The 24,147-nt window shown below is 71.3% G+C and carries 21 protein-coding genes; 13 read left to right on the forward strand and 8 right to left on the reverse strand.

Features of this window, described 5'->3' with window-relative positions; translation table 11 throughout:
• Window positions 1-5: 5 nt before the first annotated feature.
• Window positions 6-542, forward strand: coding sequence for a hypothetical protein (locus tag ACZ6TD_RS40815; protein WP_471346274.1), 537 nt, complete (start codon window positions 6-8; stop codon window positions 540-542).
• Window positions 543-643: 101 nt separating this feature from the next.
• Here the strand turns inward: ACZ6TD_RS40815 and qcrB are convergent, their stop codons facing one another.
• Entirely contained in the window at window positions 644-2,284 is a 1,641-nt protein-coding gene (gene qcrB / locus ACZ6TD_RS40820) for a cytochrome bc1 complex cytochrome b subunit (RefSeq protein WP_471346277.1), read from the reverse strand.
• Between the two features lie 248 nt (window positions 2,285-2,532).
• Here qcrB and ACZ6TD_RS40825 point away from each other — a divergent pair, with 248 nt between their 5' ends.
• Entirely contained in the window at window positions 2,533-4,311 is a 1,779-nt protein-coding gene (locus ACZ6TD_RS40825; protein ID WP_471346279.1) for a thiamine pyrophosphate-binding protein, read from the forward strand.
• Between the two features lie 106 nt (window positions 4,312-4,417).
• On the opposite strand, the gene dgoD is transcribed toward ACZ6TD_RS40825, so the two are convergent.
• The 3 genes from dgoD to ACZ6TD_RS40840 form a co-directional block, all read right to left on the reverse strand.
• Entirely contained in the window at window positions 4,418-5,563 is a 1,146-nt protein-coding gene (gene dgoD, locus ACZ6TD_RS40830; RefSeq protein WP_471346280.1) for a galactonate dehydratase, read from the reverse strand.
• Complete coding sequence (locus ACZ6TD_RS40835; RefSeq protein WP_471346282.1) at window positions 5,560-6,306, reverse strand: FadR/GntR family transcriptional regulator; 747 nt, start codon at window positions 6,304-6,306, stop codon at window positions 5,560-5,562. The genes dgoD and ACZ6TD_RS40835 overlap by 4 nt, the downstream gene beginning before the upstream one ends.
• 67 nt (window positions 6,307-6,373) lie before the next feature.
• Entirely contained in the window at window positions 6,374-7,117 is a 744-nt protein-coding gene (locus tag ACZ6TD_RS40840; RefSeq protein WP_471346284.1) for an SDR family NAD(P)-dependent oxidoreductase, read from the reverse strand.
• 118 nt (window positions 7,118-7,235) lie between these two features.
• Between ACZ6TD_RS40840 and ACZ6TD_RS40845 the strand changes: the two genes are divergently transcribed.
• From ACZ6TD_RS40845 to ACZ6TD_RS40870, 6 genes are all read left to right on the forward strand, one after another.
• Window positions 7,236-9,275 (forward strand): beta-galactosidase, encoded by a 2,040-nt coding sequence (locus tag ACZ6TD_RS40845; protein WP_471346286.1) that lies wholly within the window; start codon window positions 7,236-7,238, stop codon window positions 9,273-9,275.
• A gap of 31 nt (window positions 9,276-9,306) precedes the next feature.
• The gene (locus ACZ6TD_RS40850; protein ID WP_471346289.1) at window positions 9,307-10,647 is read left to right on the forward strand and encodes an ABC transporter substrate-binding protein; all 1,341 of its coding nucleotides are present in this window, start codon (window positions 9,307-9,309) and stop codon (window positions 10,645-10,647) included.
• On the forward strand, window positions 10,644-11,585 hold the full coding sequence (locus ACZ6TD_RS40855; RefSeq protein WP_471346291.1) for a carbohydrate ABC transporter permease: 942 nt from the start codon (window positions 10,644-10,646) through the stop codon (window positions 11,583-11,585). Before ACZ6TD_RS40850 ends, ACZ6TD_RS40855 begins: the two co-directional genes overlap by 4 nt.
• A 95-nt stretch (window positions 11,586-11,680) precedes the next feature.
• Window positions 11,681-12,514: a carbohydrate ABC transporter permease gene (locus tag ACZ6TD_RS40860; protein WP_471358494.1), complete on the forward strand. Its 834-nt coding sequence runs from the start codon at window positions 11,681-11,683 to the stop codon at window positions 12,512-12,514.
• Window positions 12,515-12,670: 156 nt separating this feature from the next.
• Entirely contained in the window at window positions 12,671-13,063 is a 393-nt protein-coding gene (locus ACZ6TD_RS40865) for a hypothetical protein (protein ID WP_471346293.1), read from the forward strand.
• Complete coding sequence (locus ACZ6TD_RS40870) at window positions 13,060-13,527, forward strand: zinc-binding dehydrogenase (RefSeq protein WP_471346295.1); 468 nt, start codon at window positions 13,060-13,062, stop codon at window positions 13,525-13,527. Before ACZ6TD_RS40865 ends, ACZ6TD_RS40870 begins: the two co-directional genes overlap by 4 nt.
• A 22-nt stretch (window positions 13,528-13,549) precedes the next feature.
• Here ACZ6TD_RS40870 and ACZ6TD_RS40875 read toward each other — a convergent pair whose 3' ends face one another.
• On the reverse strand, window positions 13,550-15,631 hold the full coding sequence (locus ACZ6TD_RS40875; RefSeq protein WP_471346297.1) for a glycoside hydrolase family 2 protein: 2,082 nt from the start codon (window positions 15,629-15,631) through the stop codon (window positions 13,550-13,552).
• A gap of 272 nt (window positions 15,632-15,903) precedes the next feature.
• On the opposite strand from ACZ6TD_RS40875, the gene ACZ6TD_RS40880 reads away from it, so the two are divergent.
• Window positions 15,904-17,190, forward strand: a complete 1,287-nt coding sequence (locus ACZ6TD_RS40880; protein WP_471346299.1) for a cellulase-like family protein — start codon at window positions 15,904-15,906, stop codon at window positions 17,188-17,190.
• 91 nt (window positions 17,191-17,281) lie between these two features.
• Here ACZ6TD_RS40880 and ACZ6TD_RS40885 read toward each other — a convergent pair whose 3' ends face one another.
• Window positions 17,282-18,109: an alpha/beta fold hydrolase gene (locus ACZ6TD_RS40885; protein WP_471346301.1), complete on the reverse strand. Its 828-nt coding sequence runs from the start codon at window positions 18,107-18,109 to the stop codon at window positions 17,282-17,284.
• Between the two features lie 71 nt (window positions 18,110-18,180).
• Here ACZ6TD_RS40885 and ACZ6TD_RS40890 point away from each other — a divergent pair, with 71 nt between their 5' ends.
• Window positions 18,181-19,131 carry a GlxA family transcriptional regulator gene (locus ACZ6TD_RS40890; protein ID WP_471346302.1) on the forward strand — a complete coding sequence of 317 codons (951 nt, stop codon included), beginning with the start codon at window positions 18,181-18,183 and terminating at the stop codon, window positions 19,129-19,131.
• A 31-nt stretch (window positions 19,132-19,162) separates the two neighbouring features.
• Here ACZ6TD_RS40890 and ACZ6TD_RS40895 read toward each other — a convergent pair whose 3' ends face one another.
• Both ACZ6TD_RS40895 and ACZ6TD_RS40900 read right to left on the reverse strand, forming a co-directional pair.
• A complete protein-coding gene (locus ACZ6TD_RS40895; RefSeq protein ID WP_471346304.1) occupies window positions 19,163-20,152 on the reverse strand; it encodes an acyl-CoA dehydrogenase family protein in 990 nt (329 codons plus the stop codon).
• Window positions 20,152-21,321: an acyl-CoA dehydrogenase family protein gene (locus tag ACZ6TD_RS40900; protein WP_471346305.1), complete on the reverse strand. Its 1,170-nt coding sequence runs from the start codon at window positions 21,319-21,321 to the stop codon at window positions 20,152-20,154. The genes ACZ6TD_RS40895 and ACZ6TD_RS40900 overlap by 1 nt, the downstream gene beginning before the upstream one ends.
• Before the next feature lie 174 nt (window positions 21,322-21,495).
• Here ACZ6TD_RS40900 and ACZ6TD_RS40905 point away from each other — a divergent pair, with 174 nt between their 5' ends.
• From ACZ6TD_RS40905 to ACZ6TD_RS40915, 3 genes are all read left to right on the forward strand, one after another.
• Window positions 21,496-22,287, forward strand: coding sequence for an SDR family oxidoreductase (locus ACZ6TD_RS40905; RefSeq protein WP_471346306.1), 792 nt, complete (start codon window positions 21,496-21,498; stop codon window positions 22,285-22,287).
• 69 nt (window positions 22,288-22,356) lie between these two features.
• Window positions 22,357-22,944 (forward strand): TetR/AcrR family transcriptional regulator, encoded by a 588-nt coding sequence (locus tag ACZ6TD_RS40910; RefSeq protein WP_471358498.1) that lies wholly within the window; start codon window positions 22,357-22,359, stop codon window positions 22,942-22,944.
• A gap of 23 nt (window positions 22,945-22,967) precedes the next feature.
• On the forward strand, window positions 22,968-24,125 hold the full coding sequence (locus ACZ6TD_RS40915; protein WP_471346308.1) for an acetyl-CoA C-acetyltransferase: 1,158 nt from the start codon (window positions 22,968-22,970) through the stop codon (window positions 24,123-24,125).
• Window positions 24,126-24,147 lie beyond the last annotated feature (22 nt).

Genomic DNA, 24,147 nt, shown 5'->3' on the forward strand with positions numbered 1-24,147 from the left:
CGGTGATGGACCACTCGGCACCCGGGACGCAGCTCTCGTCCGTGGCCGCGATGGCCCTGTCGGGTTTCGCGCTGGCCGCGGTGGTGCCGGGCGTCATGTGGCCGTCGAGACGGGCGCCGCTGTGGGAGCGGGTGAGCCTGCCCCCGGGCGTGGCCCTGCCCCTGCTGGTCCTGCTGCACGGCTGGGCGATGCTCGCCGGCCTGGTGCGTCCGATGCCCACCGCTGTCACCATGGTGTCGGAGCTGATCCCGCTGCCGGCCGCGGTGGCGTTCTGGGCGCCCGTCGTGGTGCGTACGCGGCACCGCCTCAGCGATCCCGGCCGGTGCGTGTATCTGTTCCTGGCCGTCCCGCTGCTGGATCTCCCGGCGCTCGGGGTGATCGCGGCCGGACACTCCGCGGCAGGACTCGCCATGATCGTCGGCATGCTGCCCCTCGGCATCGCCGCTGCCGCCGTCACCTGGTCCTGGATCAGCCGGGAGGAACGGCAGGCGGCGGACGCGCTCCCGCTCGCGGTGCGGGGCGGTGATCCCCATGGCCGCTGACGGCCGCCCGGACGCCCCCGAGGGCGTACGGGCGCCGCACGCGGCCGGCCGGACCGTGCCCGTGCCCGTGCTCAGTGCCTGTGCTCGGCGGGGCCCGTCGCTCACCTGTCGTCGGCCTCCTCCGCCTCGCCCGGGGCGGCGCGCACCACCTCGATGCGGCGCCGCTGCCGGTCGGTGGCGGGCAGCTCCACCCGCCGGCCGAAGTACCACCGGCTGAGCGCGTTGCGGACCCGGTGCCGGTGGAACCAGCGCCACGCCTCCGTGCCGTGCGCCCGTGGCTCCGGCTCGGCGCGCACGAGGATGCGGTACGCCTCGGCCGCGGGCAGCAGCGTCCGGGCCTGCTCGTAGCCGCCGTCCGCGCTCTGCCGTACCTCGGCGGCCGCCCGCCCCTCCACCAGCCGCCGGCGGTCGGTCGCCTGGAGACCCAGACACGCCCGTTTGGTGGCGTGGTAGGCCAGGAACGGCACCACGAACAGGGCGGTGCGGAGGGTGTACGTCACCAGCTCCACCGAGATGCTGAAGACGAAGGCGATGACGTCCTGACCGCCCGCCATGAGCAGGACGGCGTAGGCGGAGACGGCGGCGACGCCCAGGGCGGTCCGGGTGGGCTGGTTGCGCGGGCGGTCGCACAGATGCTGTTCGGGGGTGGGCCCGGTGATCCACCGTTCGGCGTACGGATAGCCGTAGAGGATCACGAACAGGGCCACGGGCAGCGCCACGCCGGGCAGGAAGACGTCCCACACGACGGTGTGCCCCGCGATATTCGTCTCCGCGGCCGGCATCAGGCGCAGCGCGCCCTCCAGGAAGCCCACGTACCAGTCCGGCTGGGCGTCGAGCGAGACATGGTCGGCGCGGTAGGGGCCCACCGACCAGATGGGGTTGATCTGGAGCAGCGCGCCCAGCAGGGTGAGCACACCCGTCACGGCGAAGAACAACCCCAGGGACTTGGCGGCGTATTGCGGGACGAGCGGCTTGCCGACCGCGTTCCGGTTGGTCCGGCCGGGCTCGGCCCACTGGGTGTGCTTGTGGTACACGATGAGCGTCAGATGGAGGGCGACGAGGGCCAGCAGAAGCCCCGGCAGCAGCAGGATATGGGCCGCGTACATGCGGGGGATGATGTCGTGCCCGGGGAACTCGCCGCCGAAGACGAAGAACGACAGATAGGTGCCGACGACGGGGACCGAGAGCATGATGCCCTGGGACGTGCGCAGACCGGTGCCGGACAGCAGGTCGTCGGGGAGCGAGTAGCCGCAGAAGCCCTCCAGCAGGGCCAGCAGGAACAGCGTCACGCCGACCATCCAGTTGACTTCCCGGGGACGCCGGAAGGCGCCGGTGAAGAAGATCCGCAGCAGATGCAGGCCGATCGCGGAGACGAACACCAGGGCGCCCCAGTGGTGGACCTGCCGCATCAGCAGACCGCCGCGCACATCGAAGCTGATGTGCAGCACCGACGTGTACGCCTCCGACGTCATCACGCCCCGCAGCGGCGGATACGAACCGGTGTACGGCGTCTCCGCCATGTCGGGGTGGAAGAAGAACGTCAGCCAGACGCCCGTCACCACCAGGACGACCAGGCTGTACAGGGCGACTTCGCCCAGCAGGAACGACCAGTGGTCGGGGAACGCCTTGCGCAGGAACTCCTTGCCGGCGCCGGCGAGCGGCAGGCGCTTGTCGAGTGCGCCCGCCAGCCGCTCCCCGCGCGCGGCCGCCCGGGTCGACGCGTTCTCGTCAGCCACCGCCACGGCGTGTTCGCCCTCCTGACGCCCGCTGCGGCGACCGCGGTGCGTGGTCAGTCGCCGACTGTTCGTTCCGAGCCTGGCACGAGTGCCCGGGGCACGCGCCGCCGGAACGGCGTCGGGGGGACGGGGGCGACACGGGCGGTGCGGTGCCGCCCGCATCGGCGTGGACCAGCGGATCAGCTCGCGGTTTGCGGTCCGGGCGGCGGGCTACCCGGCCGGACGACCGTCGGCCCACGGTGCGGGAGGTCCAGGTGGCCAGCGTCTGCGCGTTCATGGCGGCACGCCTGCGGGAGTGGGGTGTCGACCGGGTGTTCGGCATCCCCGGCCGGGACGTGGACCCCCTGGTCACCGCTCTGACCGGTGAGCGGAACACCCCGGAGTTCATCCAGTCGCGGCACGAGGAATCGGCAGCGCTCATGGCCTGCGCCCACGCCAAGTTCACCGGACGGGCGGGCTGCTGCCTCGCCTCGCCCGGCTCCGGCGCGCTCCACCTCCTCAGCGGCCTGTACGACGCGGCGCTGGACCGCCGGCCGGTGGTGGCCGTCGTCGGCCAGGAGCCACCGCCCGCGGGCGGTGGGCGGCGGCCGGACGTCCACGCGGCCCACCTCTTCGCCGAGGTGTCCGTCCACTGCGAGGTGGTCTCCGACCCGGCCCTGATGGGGGACGCGCTGGACCGCGCCCTCCGGGCGGCGCTCGCCGAACGAGGGGTGGCCACGCTGATCGTGCCCCGTCCGGTGCTCGAGGCCCAGGCGCCCCCGGCGCCGCGCGCGGACGACGAAGCCGCCTCCGCCCGGGCCCGCCGCCGTCCGCCGGCGCGCTCGCCCGAGGAGCGGGAGGTGCGTCGCGCGGCCGAGGTCCTGAACGCGGGCCGCAGGGTGGCGATCGTCGTCGGCCAGGGCGCCGCGGAAGCCTCCGGCCAGATCGTGGGGGTCGCCGAGCTCCTGGGGGCCGGGGCCGCCAAGACGCCACTGGCCCGGGATGTCCTCCCCGACGACCTGCCCTGCCTGGCGGGAGTGGCGGCACCCTACGGCAGCCCGGTCGCCGTCGCCCTGCTCCGCGACTGCGACACCCTCCTCCTGGTCGGTGCCGAGGACTTCGACACCGGCCTGGTACCGGACACCGGGACGCGCCGGGTCATCACGGTCGGCGCCGACGCCGACCCCGCCCCGGTGGGCCTGGGCCGGCCCCCTGCCGCCCGGGTGACCGGTGACGTGGGCCCGGCACTGGACGCCCTCATCCCGCTGCTGCACCGCGCATCGGGGCGCGGGTGGCGTACGGATGTCGAGCGTGCCGTCCGGGCGTGGCGCGCGGAGGGCCGCTCGAAGGCGCACCGGTTCTTCGGCATGGCGATCAACCCCCGCTCCGTGGTGGCCGAGCTGTCCGCGCGGCTGCCGGAGCGCGCCGTCGTGGTCACCGACTCGGGATGCGCCCTCGACTGGTGGACCCGGCACCTGGAGCTGCGCGACGGCATGCGCGCGGCCCTGTCAGCCCGTCTGGCCACGCCCGGAGCGGCCGTTCCCTACGCCGTCGCCGCCCGGCTCGCCTTCCCCGAGCGCCCGGTGATCGCCCTCATCGGTGACGGCGCCCTGCAGTCGAGCGGCATGAACGAGCTGATCACCGTGAGACGGCACCTGGAACGTCTCGCCGGTCTGCCCCCGACGATCTTCTGTGTCCTCAACAACGAGGATCTCAGCCGACTGACCTGGGAGCGTCGGAAGGCGGCCGGGGACCCGCGCATCCCGGTGACCGGCGAGGTCCCCGCCGTGTCCTACACCGCATACGCCCACCTGCTCGGCCTGCCCGGCGTCCGCTGCGAGCGGCCGGGCGAGGAGGGCGCCGTCTGGGACGAGGCGCTCGCCGCCGAGGGGCCACTGCTGCTGGAGTTCATGGTGGACGGGGACACCCCGCCGGACTGGGCCGAGTTCCACGGGCCGGAGGGCGCCCGGGGCCCGTCGCTCCCGCACCTCGCCGGTGGCTCGCTGCGGCGGAGGATCACGGCGTCGGCCGGGGGCCTCTTCCGCTCCGGCTGACCCGCGAAAGCGGTTGCCGGAGCCGGATAGCCCGGGCGACGCCGTTGAAGTCACCGCGATCCGGTATGTCCCCCCTTGCCTGAGGGCGGATCGCCGCCGGGCCGCGTCACCACTCGGTGAACGATCCGTCGGCGCGCCGCCATACGGGGTTGCGCCAGCGGTGTCCTGTTTCGGCCGCGCGGCGCACCGCCTTCTCGTCGATCTCTACGCCCAGCCCGGGGCGGGAACCGGCTGCGGCGTAGCCGTTGTCGAATCGGAAGGGCGCCGGGTCCATCACATAGTCCAGCAGGTCGTTCTGCTGGTTGTAGTGGATGCCCATGCTCTGTTCCTGGATGAGGAAGTTGGGTACCGCGAAGGCGATCTGCAGGCTCGCGGCCAGGGCGAGGGGGCCGAGGGGGCAGTGCGGAGCCATGGCCACGTCGTAGGTTTCGGCCATGGCCGCGATGCGGCGGACCTCGGAGATGCCGCCCGCGTGCGACAGGTCGGGCTGGGCGACGGCGATGCCGCTGGTCAGCACCTCGCGGAAGTCCCAGCGGGAGTAGAGACGTTCGCCGGTCGCGAGCGGCACGCTCGTGGACTCCACGAGGCTGCGCAACTGGCCCGAGTGCTCCGGCAGGACGGGCTCTTCCACGAACATCGGGTGCAGCGGTTCGAGCAGCGGCAGCAGGCGGCGGGACATGGCGGTGGAGACCCGGCCATGGAAGTCGACCGCGATGTCCCGCTCGTCACCGAGCACCTCGCGGACGGCCGCGACGCGCTCGACGACCTCGGCGGTGCGTGCCGGGGTGTCGATCGGGGCGAGTTCGGCCGAACCGTTCATCTTCACGGCGGTGAAGCCCGCCCGCACCTGCTCCCTGGCCAGCTCGGCCACATCGGACGGGCGGTCCCCGCCGATCCAGGCGTACATCCGCACCCGGTCGCGCACCGGGCCGCCGAGGAGCCGGTGCACCGGGACGCCGTAGGTCTTGCCGGCGATGTCCCACAGCGCCTGATCGATGCCCGCGACGGCGCTGGAGAGAATCGGACCGCCGCGGTAGAAGCCGCCCTTGGTGAGCACCTGCCAGTGGTCCTCGATGCGCAGCGGATCCTGCCCGATGAGGTAGTCGGCCAGTTCGTGGACCGCGGCGCGTACGGTTTCGGCGCGGCCTTCGACCACTGGTTCGCCCCAGCCGATGATCCCTTCGTCGGTGGCGATGCGCAGGAACAGCCACCGGGGAGCCACCAGGAACGTCTCAAGTTCGGTTATTTTCAAGGGGATTCCTCCTGCGCGGCCTCGGTGACGTCTTCGTCGTGTTCGTCTCTCGACTGCACGGCCGCCAAGTCCTCGGAGGCTTGGGTGAGCAGCGATTCGACGGCGGCCACGGCGGCCTCCGGGTCGCCCGCTTCGATGGCTCGCAGCAGTTCTTGGTGCACCGGTACGGAGTCGGAGAAGTGCTGGGCACCGTGCACGATCCGGTCGCGGATGCCGAGCCCCGCCTCGATGACGACTTCCATCCGGCTCAGCAGTTCGTTGTGCGCGGCGTCCAGCAGGGCGCGGTGGAAGGCCAGGTCCGCCTCCACCATCGCGTCCGCGTCCGTCCCGGCCACCGCCATCGCGTCGAGCGCCTGGCGCATGGCGGCCAGGTCGGATTCGGTGCGGCGGGTCGCGGCGAGCCGGGCGCCGGCGGGCTCGATGATGGCGCGCACCTCGGCGAGGTCTTCCAGAAAGCCTTCGGTGGGAGCGCTGCTTCCCTGCCAGCGCAGCAGGTCACTGTCGAGCAGGTTCCAGTGGGCACGGGGCCGGATCGTCGTGCCGCGCTTCTGCCGGGATTCGATCAGTCCCTTGGACGCCAGCACCCGCATCGCCTCGCGCACCACGGTCTTGCTGACGCCGAGTTCGGCTTCGAGCTGGTCCGGGTGCAGGACGGAGCCGGGCGGGTGGTCGCCGCGGATGATGCGCCGGCCTATTTCCTCCACGGCTTGCCCGTGCAGTCCCTTGCCGGGATAGGTCACCACGTTCTCCGATTCCGCCCGAGCCCTGTTCGCGGGCCTCGCGCACAGCTCACCGCCTCGTGGGTGCCACTCACGAGGACTCCTTCATGACGCTCCATCCTCCGTCAACCACAAGGCTCGCTCCAGTCACATAGGAAGCGTCGGCCGATGCCAGGAAGGCGACCGCGGCGGCCACCTCGTCCGGCTCCCCGAACCGCTTGGCCGCGGTGGCCGCCACGCTGCGTTCCCGGTCGGTCTCTCCGATCCCGTCCCAGGCGGCGGTGAGGATGGGGCCGGGCAGCACCGTGTTGACCCGGATGTGCGGTCCGTATTCGACCGCGAGCTGCCGCGCCAGTGAACACAGGGCGCCCTTCGCCGCGGCGTACGCGGCGTGGCCGGGCAGGCCGATGACCGCGTGCACCGAGGAGGTGAGGATCACGGACCCCGATGCCTCGCGCAGCGGGGCCGCGAAGGTCTTCATCCCCCGCCAGGCCGGCTTCAGCAGCACGGCCATCTGACCGTCCCACTCGGTCTCGCTCAGTTCGTGTGCGGGCTTGTTGAGCTGGGCGAAGGCATTGCTGTGCAACACGTCCAGCCGCCCGTAGCGCTGGTCGACATGGCGGGCCAGCACCTCCCAGTCGGAGGCGCTGGTCACGTCGCAGCGTAGGTACTCCGCCCGCCCTCCGCTCTCTTCGATGCCTGCCGCGACCGCCTCGCCCGTCGCGTCGTCCACGTCCGTGACCACGACCGCGGCGCCCTCGGCCGCGAGTCTGCGGGCCGTGGCCGCGCCGATACCGTGCGCCGCGCCGGTGATCACCGCGACTCGCCCCGCCATCCTGCGGCATTCCGTCATCGCACGCTCTCCCCTTCTGCTGCCTGCGTCACCATAGCTCTTTCAATTAATAATGCAAAAATCTTGACGGACCTCCGATGCTGCTTCAACACTGACCCGCATGGAACGAGCACACGCGGTAGCAACCGATGCCCGGCGGCGCCTGCGCCCGGCCGGAATCGCCTTCGGTGGCGACTACAACCCCGAGCAGTGGCCCGAGGAGGTGTGGGCCGAGGACGTCGCGCTGATGAAGGAGGCGGGAGTCTCCCTGGTGACGGCCGGCATCTTCTCGTGGGCCAAGGTGGAGCCCAGGCCCGGGGAGTTCGACTTCACCTGGTTCGACCGGGTCATGGACAACCTCGCCGGGGCGGGGGTGGCCGTATGCCTGGCCACCATGACGGCGTCCCCGCCGCCGTGGCTCTCCCGGCTGCACCCGCACATCCTTCCCGAGACCGCCGACGGCCGCCGCCTGTGGCCGGGCGGACGCCAGCACTACTGCCCCTCCAGCGGCGTCTACCGCGGCCACGCCACACGCCTCGTCGAGCGGCTGGCCACCCGGTACGCCGACCACCCCGCGCTGGAGATGTGGCACATCGGCAACGAGTACGGCTGCCACACCCCGATGTGCTGGTGCGAGGAGTCGGCGACCGACTTCCGCCGCTGGCTGTCCGACCGGTACGGCACCATCGAGGCACTCAACGACGCCTGGTCGACGGCGTTCTGGTCCCAGGGTTACGACAGCTTCGACGAGGTGCTGCCGCCACGGCTCGCGCCGACCTTCCCCAATCCCGCGCAGCAACTGGACTTCGCCCGGTTCTCCGACGACGCCCTGCTGCGGTGCTACCTGGCGGAGAAGGAGGTGCTGCGGCGGATCACCCCGGACGTCCCCGTCACCACGAACTTCATCGGGGTGCACAAGCCCGTCGACGCCTTCCGCTGGGCCGCCCAGGAGGACGTCGTCTCGGTCGACGTCTACCAGGACCCACACGCCCAGGACACCCACATCGCGGCGGGTTTCATCTTCGACGTCACCCGGTCCGCCCGCGACGGTCAGCCGTGGATGCTGATGGAGCAGGCGCCCAGCGCGGTGAACTGGCGCGACCGCAACGGGCCCAAGCCACCGGGACGGATGCGCCTGTGGAGCTGGCAGGCGGTCGCCCAGGGCGCGGACGCGGTGCTGTACTTCCAGTGGCGTCAGTCCAGGGGCGGCGCCGAGAAGTACCACTCGGCGATGCTCCCGCACGGCGGCACCGGCACCCGGACCTTCCGCGAGGTGAGCGAACTGGGTCGCGAACTCGCCTCCGTGCCGGGAATCGCCGGTACGCGGTGCACCGCCGACGTCGCCCTGGTGATGGACTGGAACAGCTGGTGGGCGCTGGAGCTGGACTCGCACCCGTCCACCGCGCTGGACCAGATGGAGATCGCGCTCGCCCACTACCGGCCGTTGTTCGAGGCCGGTATCGCCTGTGACGTGGTGCCGCCCGACCGCGACCTGTCCGGCTACCGCCTCGTCGTGGTGCCCAACCTCTATCTGCTGCGCGAGCGGGACGCCGACCGCCTCACGGAATTCGTCCGCGGTGGCGGCCATCTGGTGGTGTCGTTCTTCTCCGGCATCGTCGACGACTGCGACCGGGTGCACCTGGGCGGCTACCCCGCGCCGCTGCGCGAGGTGCTGGGCCTGCGCGTCGAGGAGTTCTGGCCACTGCCCGAGGACGGGACGGTGGATGTGCGGCACCAGGACGGCACGGTGAGCCACGCCGACCTGTGGTCGGAGGTCGTCGTACCCGAGGGGGCGCGGGCGGTGGCCGCCTTCGATTCGGGTCCGCTGGCCGGGCAGCCGGCGATCACCCGCCACCCGTTCGGCGAGGGGAGCGCGTGGTACGTCGCGACGCGACTGTCAGCGGAGGCCATGCGGGCTCTGATGGACGAGGTGTGCCGCACCGCGGGTGCCGGTCCCGTCCTCACCGGTCTTCCCGAGCAGGTCCAGGCGACCGTCCGCGAGGGCGAGGGCGGACGGTTCCTCTTCCTGCTCAACCACGGGCGGGAAGAGGTCGAGGTCGGTCTGGACGAGCCGATGACCGACGCCCTCGCCCAGGGGGCCGCCCCCTCGGACCGCGTCACGCTGCCGGGGGCCGGAGTGGCCGTGCTGAGCAAGCCGTAGAGCCGGAAAGCCGTCAGCCAAAGGGACACATATGCACACCTCGATACCGGTACGGAGATCCTTTCTCCGGTGGGGAGGCGCGGCGCTTGCCGCCCCCGCCCTCGCCGCCTGTGGCCAGACCGTCGGAGCCGCCCGCACGACCCGGCAGGCGCCCACCCGCCGCGGCCAGAAAGTGACACTCACCTTCTGGACCTGGGTGCCGATGCAGAAGACCGTCGACCTGTGGAACCGGACGCACCCCGACATCCATGTCCGGATGCAGTCCGTCCCCCAGAACGTCCAGGGCGGCTACCAGAAGATGCACTCCGCGCTCACGGCCGGCAACCCGCCGGACCTGGCGCAGGTCGAATACCAGGAGCTTCCCGCCTTCATGCTGGTCAACGGCCTGACGGACCTGAGCGCATACGGCGCCGACGCACTGCGCGACAGCTATGTGCCGTGGCAGTGGAACCAGGGCGTCTTCAGCGGGCGGGTCTACACCGTCCCACAGGCGTCCGGCCCGATGGGGCTCTTCTACCGCCGGGACCTCTTCGAGAAGTGGGGCATCGAGACGCCCGCCACCTGGGACGGGTTCGAGCGGGCCGCCCGCGTGGTCAAGACCCGCGGCAACGGCGCCAGGCTGTGTGCCTTCGCCCCCAACCAGCCGAGCTGGTTCGCCGCGATGTGCTGGCAGCGCGGTGCGCGATGGGTGCGCACCCAGGGCGACACCTGGATCGTCGACATGGACAACCACCTCTCCCGTGAGGTCGCCGACTACTGGGAGAGGATGGTCCGCGACGACCTCGTCTTCGTCGAACCCGACATGTCCAGCGCCTGGTACCGGCAGGTCCAGACCGGGCGGATCGCCGCCTGGATCGGACCGCAGTGGGGTGATGCCCTGCTGCGCGGCAACGCCCCGGGCACCGCGGGAAAGTGGCGGGTCGCTCCGCTGCCCCAGTGGACGGCGGGCGAGGAAACCTCCGCCAACTGGGGTGGATCGTCCACCGCCGTACTGCAGGGCAGCCGCCACCCACGTGAGGCGCTGCGGTTCGCTCACTGGCTCAACACCGACCCCCGGGCCGTCGACCTGAACATCGCCGCCGGCTACGGCTGGCCCGCCGCCGCGGGTGTCTTCCGGGGATCGGCGCTCGACCGGCCGGACCCGTTCTTCGGCGGACAGCGGTACAACGACGTGTTCATCGCCTCCGACCGGGCCATCGACACCTCCTGGAAGTGGTCGCCCACCACGGATGCCGACTTCGCCCACCTCCAGGACGCCTTCGGCGCCGCCATGGCCCAAGGCGGCACCCTCACCTCGTCGCTGGCCGACGCGCAGAAACGCACCGTGGACGACCTGCTGGCCAAGGGCCTGAAGGCGAGGAGCGCGCGATGAGCACCGTGAACAGCCGGACAAGGAAGTCCGCACCGGGCGGCCGCCGCTCCGCCCGCCCGGACCGGGCGGCATGGGGATTCGTCCTCCCCTTCGTCGCCCTCTTCCTGTTCACCTTCGTCCTTCCGCTCGGCTACGCGATCTACCAGAGCCTGCTCACTCCGGTCCGCTCCGGGCCGCTGGGCCTGGGCAGGGCCACCGTCGGCTTCGCCGGACTGGACAACTACACGCTCGCCCTGCAGCAGTCGGACTTCCTGGAGGGCTTCGGACGGGTGCTCCTCTTCGGTGTCGTCCAGGTCCCCTTGATGCTGCTGCTGTCCACCGCGCTGGCACTGGCACTCGACACGCTCTCCCACCGCTGGGCGGGTCTCCTGCGCGCCGTCTACTTCCTGCCGTACGGCGTTCCCGGCGTCATCGCCTCCGTCCTGTGGGGCTTTCTCTACGTGCCGGGCGTGAGCCCGATCGTCGACCTGCTCGGCAGGATCGGGCTCGCGCCGGACTTCCTCGGCTACGACAGCGTGCTGTGGTCCATCGCCAACATCGTGATCTGGGAGTTCGCCGGCTACAACATGCTGGTGATCGTCGCCCAGCTCAAGGCGATCCCGCAGGAGCTGTACGAGGCCGCGCGCATCGACGGTGCCAGTGCGTGGCAGACGGCGATCCGGATCAAGCTCCCGCTGGCCCGGCCCGCCCTGGTGCTCACCGGCGTGTTCTCCATCATCGGGACCCTCCAGTTGTTCGCCGAGCCACTGGTGATCAAGCCGCTGACCTCGACAGTCACCAGTTCCTACACACCGAACCTGAGCGCCTACAACGAGGCGTTCGCCAACAACAACATCTACCTCGCCGCGGCCGAGTCGGTGATCCTCGCCCTGGTCGCGAGCGTGTTGTCCTTCGGCTTCCTGAGCCTGGTGAACCGCAAGGGAAGGGATGCCCGGTGAGCGTGTCCACACCGCGGACGGAGGAGACGGCGGCCACCTCGGCCCACGCCCCGCGTGCCACCGGACAAGACCGTGGCGGCAAGCCGCGCCGTGCGCTGAAGCCCTCGCGGATCCTGCTGATCGCGCTGCTGGCCATCGCGGCCCTCTACTTCCTGCTGCCCGTCTACTGGCTGGTGGTGGCCTCCACCAAGAGCAGCGCCGGGCTCTTCGGCAGCTTCGGACTGTGGTTCTCCGACCCGCGATGGCTCCACAACCTGTCGCGGGTCTTCTCCCACGACGACGGCATCTTCTGGGACTGGACCTGGAACAGCCTCCTGTACGCGGGCGTGGGCGGCGCGCTGGCGACCCTGCTCGCGTGCGCCGCGGGATACGCCCTCGCCGTATACCGCTTCCGCGGGCGGGAAGCCATCTTCAAGGGCGTGCTCGCCGGTGTGCTGCTGCCCGGCACCGCACTCGCACTGCCGATGTACCTGCTCTTCAGCAAGGTGGGTCTGGCCAACACCTACTGGGCCGTGCTGACTCCCAGCGTGGTCAGCCCGTTCGGGGTGTATCTGTGCCGGATCTACGCGGAGGCGGCGGTGCCGGCCGAGATGCTGGAGGCGGCACGCGTGGACGGCGCCGGCGAGTGGCGGATCTTCGGCACACTCGTCCTGCGCACGATGACACCCGCGCTGGTGACCGTCTTCCTCTTCCAGTTCGTCGGCATCTGGAACAACTACTTCCTGCCGCTGGTCATGCTCTCCGACGACCACAAATACCCCCTCACGCTGGGTCTCACCACCTGGCAGTCGGCCGCCGACCGGCATCCCGAGCTCTACCAGCTCACGGTGGGCGGCGCGTTCCTCTCCATCCTCCCGCTGGCCGCCGCGATGCTCGTCCTGCAGCGCTACTGGCGGTCCGGCCTGACCCAGGGCAGCGTCAAGGGCTGACCTTGGCCCTTCAGCCGCGTCTCCCCGACGGTCAACGGGACCGGGAGCAGCCGGGCCGCCGGGGTCGCGATCGGCCGCGATGGCCCGCCTCCGTTCCCTGGTGAGCCCGTGCGAGTACGTCCCCCCGGCCCCGACCGGACCCAGGAAGGAAATTCGATGAGCACAGCACCCGGCGAGCCGGCGGTTCCGCGCAGCGCACTGCCCTGGGTGGAGCGCATGGGCATCCCCCAGCCCCTGATGTGGGGATATGTCGCGGTCCTGGTCTTCATGATCGGTGACGGTGTCGAGTCCAATTACCTGGAACCGTATTTGCGCGACAGCGGCTTCAGCTCCTCCGGCGCGGGCCTCGTCATCAGCGTCTACGGCGCCTTCGTCGCGATCGGCTCCTGGCTCTCCGGAGCGCTCTCCAACCACCTTCTGGCTCTCCCTCGCGCTGGTGGCGGTGGGCGCGGCGATCGGTTCGTTCGCCTGGCGCGGACCGCCTGCTGGTCACCGGGCTCGGCCCGGTCGGCGCGGCCGCTGCCCTGGTCGCCCGGGCCTTCGGTGTGACGACCGTGTACGGCGCCGAGGTGGTCCCGAAGCGCATGGAGTGGGCCCGCTCCCTCGGCCTGTTCGACGAGGTGCTCGATTCCACCGTCGAACCGCTGGAGCGGATCCACGAGCTGACGGGCGGCACCGGTGTCGAGGCGGCGGTCGACTGCTCCGGCCACCACGCGGCGCGCTCCCTCGCCCTGAAGGCCCTGCGGGTTCGAGGCCGGCTCGCCCTCGTCGGCGAGGGAGGGCAGATGACGCTGGACGTCTCGAACGACGTCCTCCACAAGCAGGTGCGGATCTCCGGGTCCTGGGTCACCTCCGTCCAGGGCATGACCCGGCTGGCCGAACTGCTGGCCCGGCGCGAACTGCACCCCGAACTGCTGGTCAGCGACCGCTTCCCACTGGAGGAGGCGGGGCGCGCCTACGAGGCCGCGGCCGGCCGCGCCGCGGGCAAGGTCTGCCTCGTCTTCGAAGGCTGATCCGGCCACAGGGCCATGTCGCTCACAGCGCCCTCGGGTTGGTCACCTTCCGGAACGCCTCGTAGACGAGCTTGGGGCGCTCCTCGGCGAAGGTGAGCATGCCCATGAGGGAGAGGCCGTTGTGGTCCTGGTTGTACCCGGCCCTTTCCTTGTAGTCCTTGAGCACCCAGTAGGTGTAGCCGGCGACGAAATCGCTGCGCTCGGCCACCTGGGACCAGTGGTCGGTGAAGCGGGCCGCCTGCCATTCCTCGGTGCCCTCCGTGGTGCTCGGGCCGTGGTGGCCGGCCCGCGACCAGGTGCCGTTCTCGGTGATCAGGATCGGCTTGTGGGGATACTTCGCATGCACCGCGTCCAGCGCCGGGCCGAGATCGGCGTCCTTGCCGTAGAAGTAGCCGAAGTACTCGTTGAACCCGATCACATCGGCGATGTCGAAGGCGGGGTCGTCGCTGGTGTTGGAGGCCCAGGTCACCGGACGGGCGGTGAGGCCGACCGCGTGTACGGCCGCTTTGAGATCGGCGAGCCAGGCCCGGTAGACGGGGGCGCCGTCGGCGTCGATCTCCGACTCGTTCTGCAGGCCCCAGAGGATCACGGACGGATGGTTGTGCTGGTTCCATGCCATGGTCAGGGCCTGAGCTCGGGCCAGGCCGTAGCTGTCGGTCTGCAGCTTCTCCTGGGCGGTGTTGAGCCACATGGTGTCGATGTCGTCCATCACCATCACACCGTGCTCGTCCGCCCAGTCGTAGACGTACGGGTGGCGGTTGTAGACGCAGTTGCGGATGAAGTTGGCGCCCAGTGCGGGAATGTGGCCGAGCTCTGTGTCGTACTCGGCCGGCGTCATCGCCCTGCCGTGTGCCGCGGTCTCCTCATGCCAGTTGATTCCCTTGAGGAACACCGGCTCGCCGTTCAGCCGGAGTTGCGCGCCCACGACCGACAGCTCGCGCATCCCGTAGACGGTGGACAGGGTGTCCACCCGCGGGCCCCGGGATGTCGAGGCGGTCAGCGTGGCGCGGGCGGTGAGCGTGTGCGGTGAGTCCGGGCTCCACCGTGGCGCGCCGGGCAGGGGGACCGATACGGGCACGACGCCGGCCGACCCCGCCGTGATCCGGGCCGCGACGACCGTGGGGCGGCCGCCGCTCCCGCGACCGGGATCCAGTGTGAGGTAGCCGTTGAAGTCGGTGGTGCCGTGGTTCTCGACGACGGCCCGTGCCTCAAGTCTTCCGCTCGCGCCGGCCGTGAGCAGCTTGGCGATGGTGACCCGCGGAACCGCCTCGATCCAGGTGGACCGGGTCAGGCCCGCGTAGGGCCAGTAGTCGACCGGCTTGTACGGGATCTCGTACGTGTCGGTGACCGGCCGCGGGGTCGGTTCCTGGTAGTCGGCATAGCTCGCCCGGCGGAAGACCCGCACCGCGATCGTCTGCCGCGTCCCCGGCCGGAGCGCTCCCGCCACGGGAAGCGCGAAGGGTGAGTTCGCCCCTTCGTGCTTGCCGAGGTATGTGCCGTCGAGCCAGACCTCGGCGCTGTAGCCGACGGCCAGGAAGGCCATCCGTACATGGCGGGAGCGCCAGGATCCGGGAATGCCGACGGCGGTGCGGTACCAGGCATAGCCGTCGGCGAACGCCGTGCCCTTGCCGAATTCCGCGGTCTCCGTGGCGAATCCGGGCGTGTCCAGCAGGTCCCAGGCCGCGGGGACGTCGATGCGGCCCCATGCGCTGTCGTCGAGGTGCGGGGACTCCCAGCCCTGGTCGAGTCCGCGGTTACGGGGGTCGAAGCGGAAGCGCCACCGCCGGTCCAGGGACAGGTACTCGCGGGTGGGCTCATGGGTACGCCGGCCGTCGAAGCTGGGGAGCACCACGCCGTACTGGAAGACGACGTTGGTGCCGCCGACGTCCCGCACATGGGTGCCGGACGGCTCGCTGTCCGGATGGGTGTCGAGTACCGGGCCGCCCGAAGCGGCCGTGGCCGTACCGGCCGTGGCCCAGGCCGGGTCCGGCCACGCCGGCAGGGCGGCACATCCGGCGGCGCCGAGCGCGGCGACGACTGTGCGCCGGGACGGGCGGCCGGCCGTCGGGGGGCGTTGTTCCGACGGGTGGGTGCGATCGGTCATGACGTGGGGCTCCCTCGGCTCACCGTCCGCGCGGCCGCTGGGCGTTCGCACGGTGGCTGGTGACATGCAGGTGTCCGTTCGCCCCAAGAGCCTGGACAGCCCGGAGCCCACTGTCAAGGAATATTCATTAATAATGAATTGAGGTAGCGTGGAGCCGTCGATCCGGCCGCGGCCTGCCTGACGGCACGGCTGCGCCACGACCAGGACTTCCCGTGTGGCTGTGGCTCCGGCCCGGCTGTGACACGCACCGCACACGAGCGACGGGCGATCCCATGACCGCACATGAACAGGCCGTTACGGGCGAGACCACCGGTCGGCTCGCCATCACCCTGTGGGACTTCGGCTGGTACACACAGGCCGGGCCCGGGGAGCCGTTCGCCGGCCTCGACCGTGCCTTCGCGGAGGCGGTGGACCGCGGCTTCAACACCGTACGGATATGCGCCATGCCCTTCCTGCTGTTCTCCGGCCGCGTCCCCGATCCGGAATCCCTCCGCATCCGCGGTCTGGGCAAGGACTTCGGACAGCGCACCCGTTGGTACAACGTGCGGGGCGGCTATGCGATGGACGGCCGCCGGCGCCTTGTCGAGCTGTTCGAGGCGGCCGCCCGGCACGACTGCAAGGTGATCGTGTCCTCATGGGAGTACCAGCAGTCCCCCTGCTTCGCTGACACCGACGTCTGGCACCGTGCCCTGGCCGCGATCCCCGGACCCGAGCGTGCCGAGGTGATGGCCGAAGCGCTCGGCGGGCTGCTGGACTTCCTCAACGAGCGCGGGCTGGCCGACCGCGTCGCCTACGTCGAGGTGCACAACGAGGTCGACAACTGCTCCCTGGTGCCGAGCGACGGCGGCACCCACTACTCCCGGCTGCGCGGCCCCCTCGGCCGCGCCGTGGCCCTGCTGCGAACCAGCCACCCCGACATCCCCGTCACCTACTCGCTGGGAGAGCCCTGGCCACTCGAACTCGACGAGCTGCCGGAACAGGCGCAGATCGCCCACTTCCACTTCTACGTCTACGGCGTGCTCGGCGCGCTGTACCGGGCCGCCGGGCTCGGCCACGGCACCGAGGAGGCGCCCCCGACAGCCACGTGGCCCACGCCTGAACTGGCCGGCATGCTGCGCCCCGACGCACCGGACTTCGCCGACTACCACCCCGACGAGCCCTGGCGGCTGGCGGCCACCGGGATCCCGCGTGAGCTGTTCTACGCGCACGACTGGGTCGATCCCGACCGCTGGGACCTGTGGCTGTACGAGAACTACCTCCCGTACCGTCAGGCCATGCGGCAGACCCTGGCCCTGTGGGTCGATTCCGTCGCCGCCTTCGCCCGCCGTCGCGGGATCCCCGCCGTACTCGGCGAAGGCGTGGTGGGGTACACCCCTCTCCTGACGCGCTTCGAGGAGGACGCCGTCGGCAAGGACATCGCGGAATTCGTCGTCGACCGATGCCTCGCGGCGGGTTTCCAGGGCGTCGTTCCGACCTCCAACGCGGCGCCTCACCACCCCATGTGGAACACCGACCAGGACTGGATGCGCGGGGTCAACGCACGCATCACAGCCGGCTGAACGCGCCCTCGTACCGCCCCGTGACAGCACAATTCGGGTCAGGAGCCCCCGTTCCGCGAACTGGCAGGCCACATACCGTCCACGCGGGCCTCTACGGCGCGAAGAACTCGCTGAGCGCGCGGGCGATCTGTCCGGGCGCGTTCTCCGTGGGGATGTGGTCCGCTTCTGGGATACGTATGAGTGTGGTGTGCGGGATCTCCGAGGCGAACCGCTCGGCGTACTCCACCGTCTCGAAGGCGTCGTCCTCGCCCCAGATCAGCAACTTGGGCGTCGTGGACCGCCGCAGCGCGGGAACGAGATCGAGGGTGTAGCGGCTGTCGGCCGCGCCCGCCATGGCCATCCAGGAGCGACGCACCCGCGGATCGGTCCACGGGTCCAGGTAGTCCGCGATCCGCTGCTCGGTGGCGGCGCCGGCCAGCGCCGCCGTCACCGCGTCTCGGCGGGCGGCGAGAATGTCGTCGGCGGTGGCCCCCGGGGCCTGGAACCGGGCCACGTGGGGCGCCGGCCAGGAGTCGTAGGCGACCGAGTTGACCAGGGCCAGCCGGGACACCTCCAGCCGATCGTGGACGAGGAGATGCTGGGCGACGGCGCCGCCGATGTCATGGCCCCCCACGGCGACCGGCCCGGAGACCCCCAGCGCGGACGCGAATCGCGCCACCCAGTCCGCAAGGGCCGGGACCGTGGCCGTCTCCGGGGTGAGCTCGCCTCCCGAACGCCCCAGGCCGGGGAAATCGACCGCGAAGGGCCGCAGCCCCGCCTCGGCGAGGCGGTCCAGCACCGGGAGCCAGACCCGGCTCCAGTACGTTCCGTGCAGCAGCAGGACAGCCGGTCCGTCCCGCTCCACGGTCAGGTAGCTGGCCATGTCGCCGTCGACCTGGATCGCGGTCCTCAACACGTTCATTTCGGTGGTTCCGCTCATGCGACCACTGTGACCGGAGCCCGGTCTCCCGGCCGAGAGTCCAGAAAGACATCCATGAGTACAATCTGGCCATGGACCTCCATCGGGTCGTGGCCCTGCTCAGCCCGCCCCAGTCGCCCTTCGAGCTCGCCTGTGCCGCCGAGGTCTTCGGCACCGACTCGCGGGACGGGCCGGCCCGCTACAGCTTCCGGATCTGCGCCGAGCGCCCCGGCTCCTTGCGGACCACCGCCGGCTTCGCGATGCTCGTCGACGCGGGGCTGGCGGCCCTGCGGGACGCGGACACCGTGGTCATCCCCGGCTGGCAGCAGTACGGCACGCCAGTACCGCCGACCGTCACCGAGGCGCTGCGGGCCGCCCACCGGCGCGGGGCGCGGATCGTCGCCATCTGCACGGGCGCCTTCGTCCTCGCTCGGGCCGGACTGCTCGACGGCCGCCGCGCCACCACCCACTGGCGCAGCACCGCCCAATTCGCCGCCGCCTTCCCTGAGATCGAGGTCGACCCGGACGTGCTCTTCGTCGACCACGGCGACGTGGCTACCAGCGCCGGAACCGGCGCGGGCATCGACCTGTGCCTGCACCTGGTACGTTCCGACCACGGCGCGGCGTACGCCGCCCAGATCGCCCGGAACATGGTTCTGCCGCCACACCGCGAGGGCAGCCAACTCCAGTACGCTAGGCAACCCGCACCGGCCAGGGCGGACGAGTCATTGGCGCCACTGCTGGAGTGGGTCACCTCCCGGCTCGACACCCCACTGACCCTCGGTTGCCTCGCCGAACGCGCCGGGCTGTCCAGCCGGACCCTCGCCCGGCGGTTCACCGAACAGCTCGGCACCAGCCCGGGGCAGTGGCTGCTGGCCCAGCGCCTCGACGCGGCACGGGCCCTGCTGGAGCAGACCGACCTGCCGGTCGAAACCATCGCCACCCGGGTCGGACTCGCCTCGGCGGTCAACCTGCGCCGCCGTTTCCGGGCGCACCTCGGCACCACACCCGGCGCCTACCGACGGACCTTCAGCGAAACCTGACGGCCGCGACATCTTCCCTCACGATCGGGGCTCACGGCGCCAGGACGAGGGATCGGCATGCGGCCGGGGTTCCCCAGGCATCACGCAGGGGGCGGGCTTTGCGGATCCACAGGGACAGATCCAGCTCCTCGGTGTAGCCGAGCGCGCCGTGCACCTGCAGGGCCGTGCGCGAGGCGGCGTAGGCCGCCTCGCCCGCGGCCACTTTCGCCGCCGCGCACTCCCGGCGGGCGTGCGGGGCGTCCGAGGCCAGGGCCAGGGCGGCGGAGTGGATCAGAGGCCGGGCGAACTCCAATGCGAGGAGAACGTCCGCCAGACGGTGTTTCACGGCCTGGAACGAGCCGATGGCGACTCCGAACTGGGTGCGCTGGGCGGCGTACGCGACGGTACGGTCCAGCAGCGCGCGGCCGAGCCCCAGGGCCTGGGCGGCCGTTGCCAGCGCCGCCACATCCGTGGTGTACGCGGCCGCTGCCCGGACCGTGGGCCCCTCGACGAGGACCGTCGCGCCCGTCGGGCGGGACAGCCGGCGGGCCGGATCGGAGGAACGCTGCAGCGGGCCGCACCCCGCTGCCAGCCATACGGTGTCGTCCTCGACGACGAACACGGCGTCGGCCACGTCCGCGTCGAGCGCGTAAGGGCTCCCGGCATCGGGCGCGCACAGGGATACCAGCGCGGCGCCGGTGGCGATCCGCGGCAGCCACGTTCCGGCAGGGGCGCGGTCGCCGAGCCGGTCGAGGAGGGCCGCCGCGGCGACGGTTTCCACCAGCGGGCCCGGTACGGCGTGGCGGCCCAGTTCGGTGAAGGCGACGCTCAGTTCGACGGGCAGCGGGCCCAGGCCCTGGTGTCGCTCCGGTACGGCGAGGCCGAAGACTCCCGCCTCCGCGAGTCGGCTCCACAGGGTGCGGCCGGGGCCCGGGTCCCCGGCCGCCCAGGACCGTATCGTGCTCGGTGTGTCCGACGATCCGAGCATGCCGTCCAGGGTCTTCGCGAACGCACGCTGCTCGGTGTCGAGGAGGAAGCGCATCAGCGGCGTCCTTTCGGCAGGCCGAGCAGCCGCTCGGCGATGATGTCGCGCTGGATCTCGTTGGTTCCGGCGTAGATGGGTCCCGCGAGGGAGAAGGTGTAGCCCTCGGCCCAGCGACCGTGTGCCGGCGCGTCCTCGGCGTCGTCGGCGAGCTCCCCGCAGGGGCCGAGCAGGTCGAGGGCGGTCTCGTGGAGCGCGATGTCCAGCTCCGACCAGAAGACCTTGTTGAGGCTGGACTCCGCGCCGATCGACTCTCCGGCCGCGATCCGCGAGACGCTCGCGTAGGCGAAGAGTTCATACGCGCGGGCGCCGATCACCGCGTCGGCCACGCGGTCGCGCAGGGCCGTGTCCGCCGGGTCGGCCTCCTCGCGCCACAGCCGCGCCAGCCGGTCCGCGGCGGCCGTGAAGCGGCCGGGGCTGCGCAGGGTCAGCCCGCGCTCGCTGCCCGCGGTGCTCATGGCCACGCGCCAGCCCTCACCCGGCGCTCCGATGACGTCCTCGTCGGGTACGAAGACCTCGTCCAGGAAGAGTTCGGCGAAGGCGGGCTTGCCGTCGAGGCGTCCTATGGGCCGCACCGTCACGCCCGGCGCGTCCAGGGGGAACATCAGATACGTCAGCCCCCGGTGCGGCTTGTCCGCCGCCGGATCACTGCGGAAGAGGCCGAAGGCCCGGTCGGCGAAGGCGGCCCGGGAGGACCAGGTCTTCTGACCGCTCAGGCGCCAGCCGCCCTCGGTCCGCTGGGCCGTGGAGCGCAGACGTGCGAGGTCGGAGCCGGCCTCCGGCTCGGACCATGCCTGGGCCCATATGACGTCGCCACTCGCCATGGGCGGCAGGACGCGGGCGCGCTGCTCCGGTGTGCCGTGCTCGAAGAGGGTGGGGGCGAGGAGATTGATGCCGTTCTGGCTGACCCGGCCGGGTGCGTCCGCCGCGTAGTACTCCTCCTCGAAGACCAGCCATTGGAGGAGCGAGGCACCCCGGCCGCCGTACTCCTCGGGCCAGGAGACGACCGACCACCGGTCTGCGAACAGGGCGCGCTCCCACTCCCGATGGGCGGCGAACCCCTCCGCGGTCTCCAGGGAGGGCAGGCGAGAGGTGGGCACATGTGCGGTGAGCCAGGCGCGGGCCTCGGCCCGGAAGGCGTTCTCGGCGGCGCTGAAGTCGAGATCCATCAGGTCCTGGCCTCCTTCATCGCCCGGATGTCCACTCCGCCCAGCGCGTCGGGGGCGGTCTCGTAGTGCACCGGTTCGTCATGGGCAGCGGGCATCCCGCAGTCCCTTTCTAACAAGTGTTTGGTAGGTTACCGTACGGGCATGAGCGCCGTCGAGGATCGAGGAGGCCCCCGTATGACTGCCGCCGGCCCGCCCCCGTATGTCCCCGGCCATGCCCTGCTCGACGGCCGCACCGCGGTGATCACCGCGGCCGCGGGTGCCGGAATCGGCGGGGCCACCGCGCGCAGATTTCTCGACGAGGGCGCCCGCATCGTCATCGGTGACGCCCATGCGCGCCGGCTGAAGGAGACCTGTGACGCGCTGTCCGAGGAGTTCGGCGCCGACCGGGTCGCGGGCCTGCCCTGCGACGTCACCGACGAGCGGCAGATCACGGCTCTGCTCGACCTCGCCGAGCAGCGGCACGGACGCCTCGACATCGTGGTCAACAACGCCGGGCTCGGCGGCACGGCCCGCCTCACCGAGATGACCGACGAGCAGTGGAGCACGGTCCTCGACGTGACCTTGAACGGAACCTTCCGCTGCACCCGCGCCGCGCTGCGCCGGATGGAGGCGGCGGGTGCCGGAGGCGTGATCGTCAACAACGCCTCGGTGGTCGGCTGGCGCGCGCAGACCGGGCAGGCCCACTACGCCGCCGCCAAAGCCGGAGTCATGGCGCTGACCCGCTGCGCCGCCGCCGAGGCGGCCGAGTACGGCGTGCGGGTCAACGCGGTCGCCCCGAGCCTCGCGATGCACCCGCACCTGGTGAAGGTGACCACGGCCGAACTGCTGGCCGAGCTCACCGAGCGCGAGGCGTTCGGCCGCTACGCCGAGCCCTGGGAGGTCGCCAACGTGATCGTCTTCCTGGCCGGCGACTACTCCTCGTACATGACCGGCGAGACCGTCTCGGTCAGCAGCCAGCGGGCGTGAGACGACAATGACCGGGTGCCGAACACAAGGAACACCAGCGTGCCGGAGACCGGCAAGAAGAAGCCCACGATGAGCCCGTCGACCGCGCGGCGTGCCGAATTGCTCGCCGTCGCGGCGGATGTCTTCGCCGAGCAGGGCTACAGCGCGACCACCGTCCGGCAGATCGCGGACGCCGCGGGCATGCTCGCGGGCAGCCTGTACTACCACTTCGACTCCAAGGAGTCGATGCTCGACGAGATCCTTTCCGGCTTCCTGGACGAGCTGTGGGCCGGATACGACGCCGTGCTGGAAGCGGGTCTCGCCCCCCGGGCGACCATCGAGGCCCTGGTCACCGAGTCCTTCCGGGAGATCGACCGGCATCGTGCCGCCGTGGCGATCTACCAGAAGGAGTCCCGGCATCTGTCCGCGCACCCCCGCTTCGCCTACCTCGCCGCATCGGGGGAGAAGTTCGAGAAGGTGTGGCTGGGGGCGTTGGAACGCGGCGTCGCGGTCCACGCCTTCCGCGCCGACCTGGATGCCCGGCTCACCTACCGCTTCGTACGGGACACCGTCTGGGTCGCCGCGTCCTGGTACCGGCCCGGCGGACAGCACAGCCCCGAGGAAATCGCCCGCCAGTACCTGTCGATGGTGCTGGACGGGATCGCCGTACAGACATAAACACCCGCGAAGGAGCAGCAGCCATGCCCGAGGCATTCATCGTCGAAGCAGTGCGCACTCCCGTCGGCAAACGCGACGGCGCTCTGTCCACCGTGCATCCGGCCGACCTCGGCGCCCATGTGCTGAAGGCGCTGATGGAGCGCTCCGGCGCCGACCCCGCCGCCGTCGAGGACGTCGTCTTCGGCTGCCTGGACACCGTCGGCCCCCAGGCCGGGGACATCGCGCGCACCTGCTGGCTGGCCGCCGGGCTGCCGGAGGAGGTGCCGGGGACCACGGTGGACCGTCAGTGCGGCTCTTCCCAACAGGCTCTGCACTTCGCCGCGCAGGGCGTGCTCTCCGGCACTCAGGACCTGGTGGTCGCGGGCGGGGTGCAGAACATGTCGATGGTCCCCATCGCCTTCGCCAGCCGCCGGGCCGCGGAGCCCCTCGGCCTCGACGACGGTCCGTACGCGGGCTCCGCGGGCTGGCGGGCCCGCTACGGTGACCAGCCGGTCAGCCAGTTCCACGGAGCGGAACTGATCGCGGAGAAGTGGGGTATCAGCCGGGCGGCGATGGAGGAGTTCGCGCTGCGCTCCCACCAGCGCGCGATACGGGCCATCGACGAGGGCCGCTTCGACCGCGAGCTCGTCCCGTACGGGGAGTTGACGACCGATGAGGGGCCGCGCCGGGGCACCTCGCTGGAGAAGATGGCTTCTCTGGCACCGGTTGTCGAGGGCGGCCGACTGACCGCCGCCGTCTCCTCACAGGTCTCCGACGGCGCGTCCGCGCTGCTCATCGCCTCCGAGCGGGCGGTCGCCGAGCACGGCCTGACACCGCGCGCCCGCGTCCACCATCTGTCGGTGCGGGGCGAGGACCCGATCCGGATGCTGTCCGCCCCCATCCCGGCCACCGCGTACGCACTGAAGAAGTCCGGGATGTCACTCGACGACATCGACCTGGTGGAGATCAACGAGGCGTTCGCGCCCGTGGTCCTGGCATGGTTGAAGGAGACCGGTGCGGATCCGGAGAAGGTCAACGTCAATGGCGGCGCCATCGCGCTCGGCCACCCGCTCGGCGCGACCGGCACCAAGCTGACGACCACGCTGCTGCACGAACTGGAGCGCACCGGCGGCCGGTTCGGTCTGCAGACCATGTGCGAGGGCGGCGGCCAGGCCAACGTCACCATCATCGAACGGCTCTGACACCTGCGATGCGCCTGTTGCC

The organism is Streptomyces yongxingensis, assembly GCF_055597465.1.

What these genes read in the sequence shown, in the direction of transcription:
- ACZ6TD_RS40815 (WP_471346274.1), top strand. Translation starts at nt 6, where the DNA reads ATGGACCACTCGGCACCCGGGACGCAGCTCTCGTCCGTGGCCGCGATG.
- ACZ6TD_RS40840 (WP_471346284.1), bottom strand. Translation starts at nt 7,117, where the DNA reads ATGGCGGGGCGAGTCGCGGTGATCACCGGCGCGGCGCACGGTATCGGC.
- ACZ6TD_RS40845 (WP_471346286.1), top strand. Translation starts at nt 7,236, where the DNA reads ATGGAACGAGCACACGCGGTAGCAACCGATGCCCGGCGGCGCCTGCGC.
- ACZ6TD_RS40850 (WP_471346289.1), top strand. Translation starts at nt 9,307, where the DNA reads ATGCACACCTCGATACCGGTACGGAGATCCTTTCTCCGGTGGGGAGGC.
- ACZ6TD_RS40855 (WP_471346291.1), top strand. Translation starts at nt 10,644, where the DNA reads ATGAGCACCGTGAACAGCCGGACAAGGAAGTCCGCACCGGGCGGCCGC.
- ACZ6TD_RS40865 (WP_471346293.1), top strand. Translation starts at nt 12,671, where the DNA reads ATGAGCACAGCACCCGGCGAGCCGGCGGTTCCGCGCAGCGCACTGCCC.
- ACZ6TD_RS40875 (WP_471346297.1), bottom strand. Translation starts at nt 15,631, where the DNA reads ATGACCGATCGCACCCACCCGTCGGAACAACGCCCCCCGACGGCCGGC.
- ACZ6TD_RS40880 (WP_471346299.1), top strand. Translation starts at nt 15,904, where the DNA reads ATGACCGCACATGAACAGGCCGTTACGGGCGAGACCACCGGTCGGCTC.
- ACZ6TD_RS40885 (WP_471346301.1), bottom strand. Translation starts at nt 18,109, where the DNA reads ATGAGCGGAACCACCGAAATGAACGTGTTGAGGACCGCGATCCAGGTC.
- ACZ6TD_RS40890 (WP_471346302.1), top strand. Translation starts at nt 18,181, where the DNA reads ATGGACCTCCATCGGGTCGTGGCCCTGCTCAGCCCGCCCCAGTCGCCC.
- ACZ6TD_RS40895 (WP_471346304.1), bottom strand. Translation starts at nt 20,152, where the DNA reads ATGCGCTTCCTCCTCGACACCGAGCAGCGTGCGTTCGCGAAGACCCTG.
- ACZ6TD_RS40900 (WP_471346305.1), bottom strand. Translation starts at nt 21,321, where the DNA reads ATGGATCTCGACTTCAGCGCCGCCGAGAACGCCTTCCGGGCCGAGGCC.
- ACZ6TD_RS40905 (WP_471346306.1), top strand. Translation starts at nt 21,496, where the DNA reads ATGACTGCCGCCGGCCCGCCCCCGTATGTCCCCGGCCATGCCCTGCTC.
- ACZ6TD_RS40910 (WP_471358498.1), top strand. Translation starts at nt 22,357, where the DNA reads ATGAGCCCGTCGACCGCGCGGCGTGCCGAATTGCTCGCCGTCGCGGCG.
- ACZ6TD_RS40915 (WP_471346308.1), top strand. Translation starts at nt 22,968, where the DNA reads ATGCCCGAGGCATTCATCGTCGAAGCAGTGCGCACTCCCGTCGGCAAA.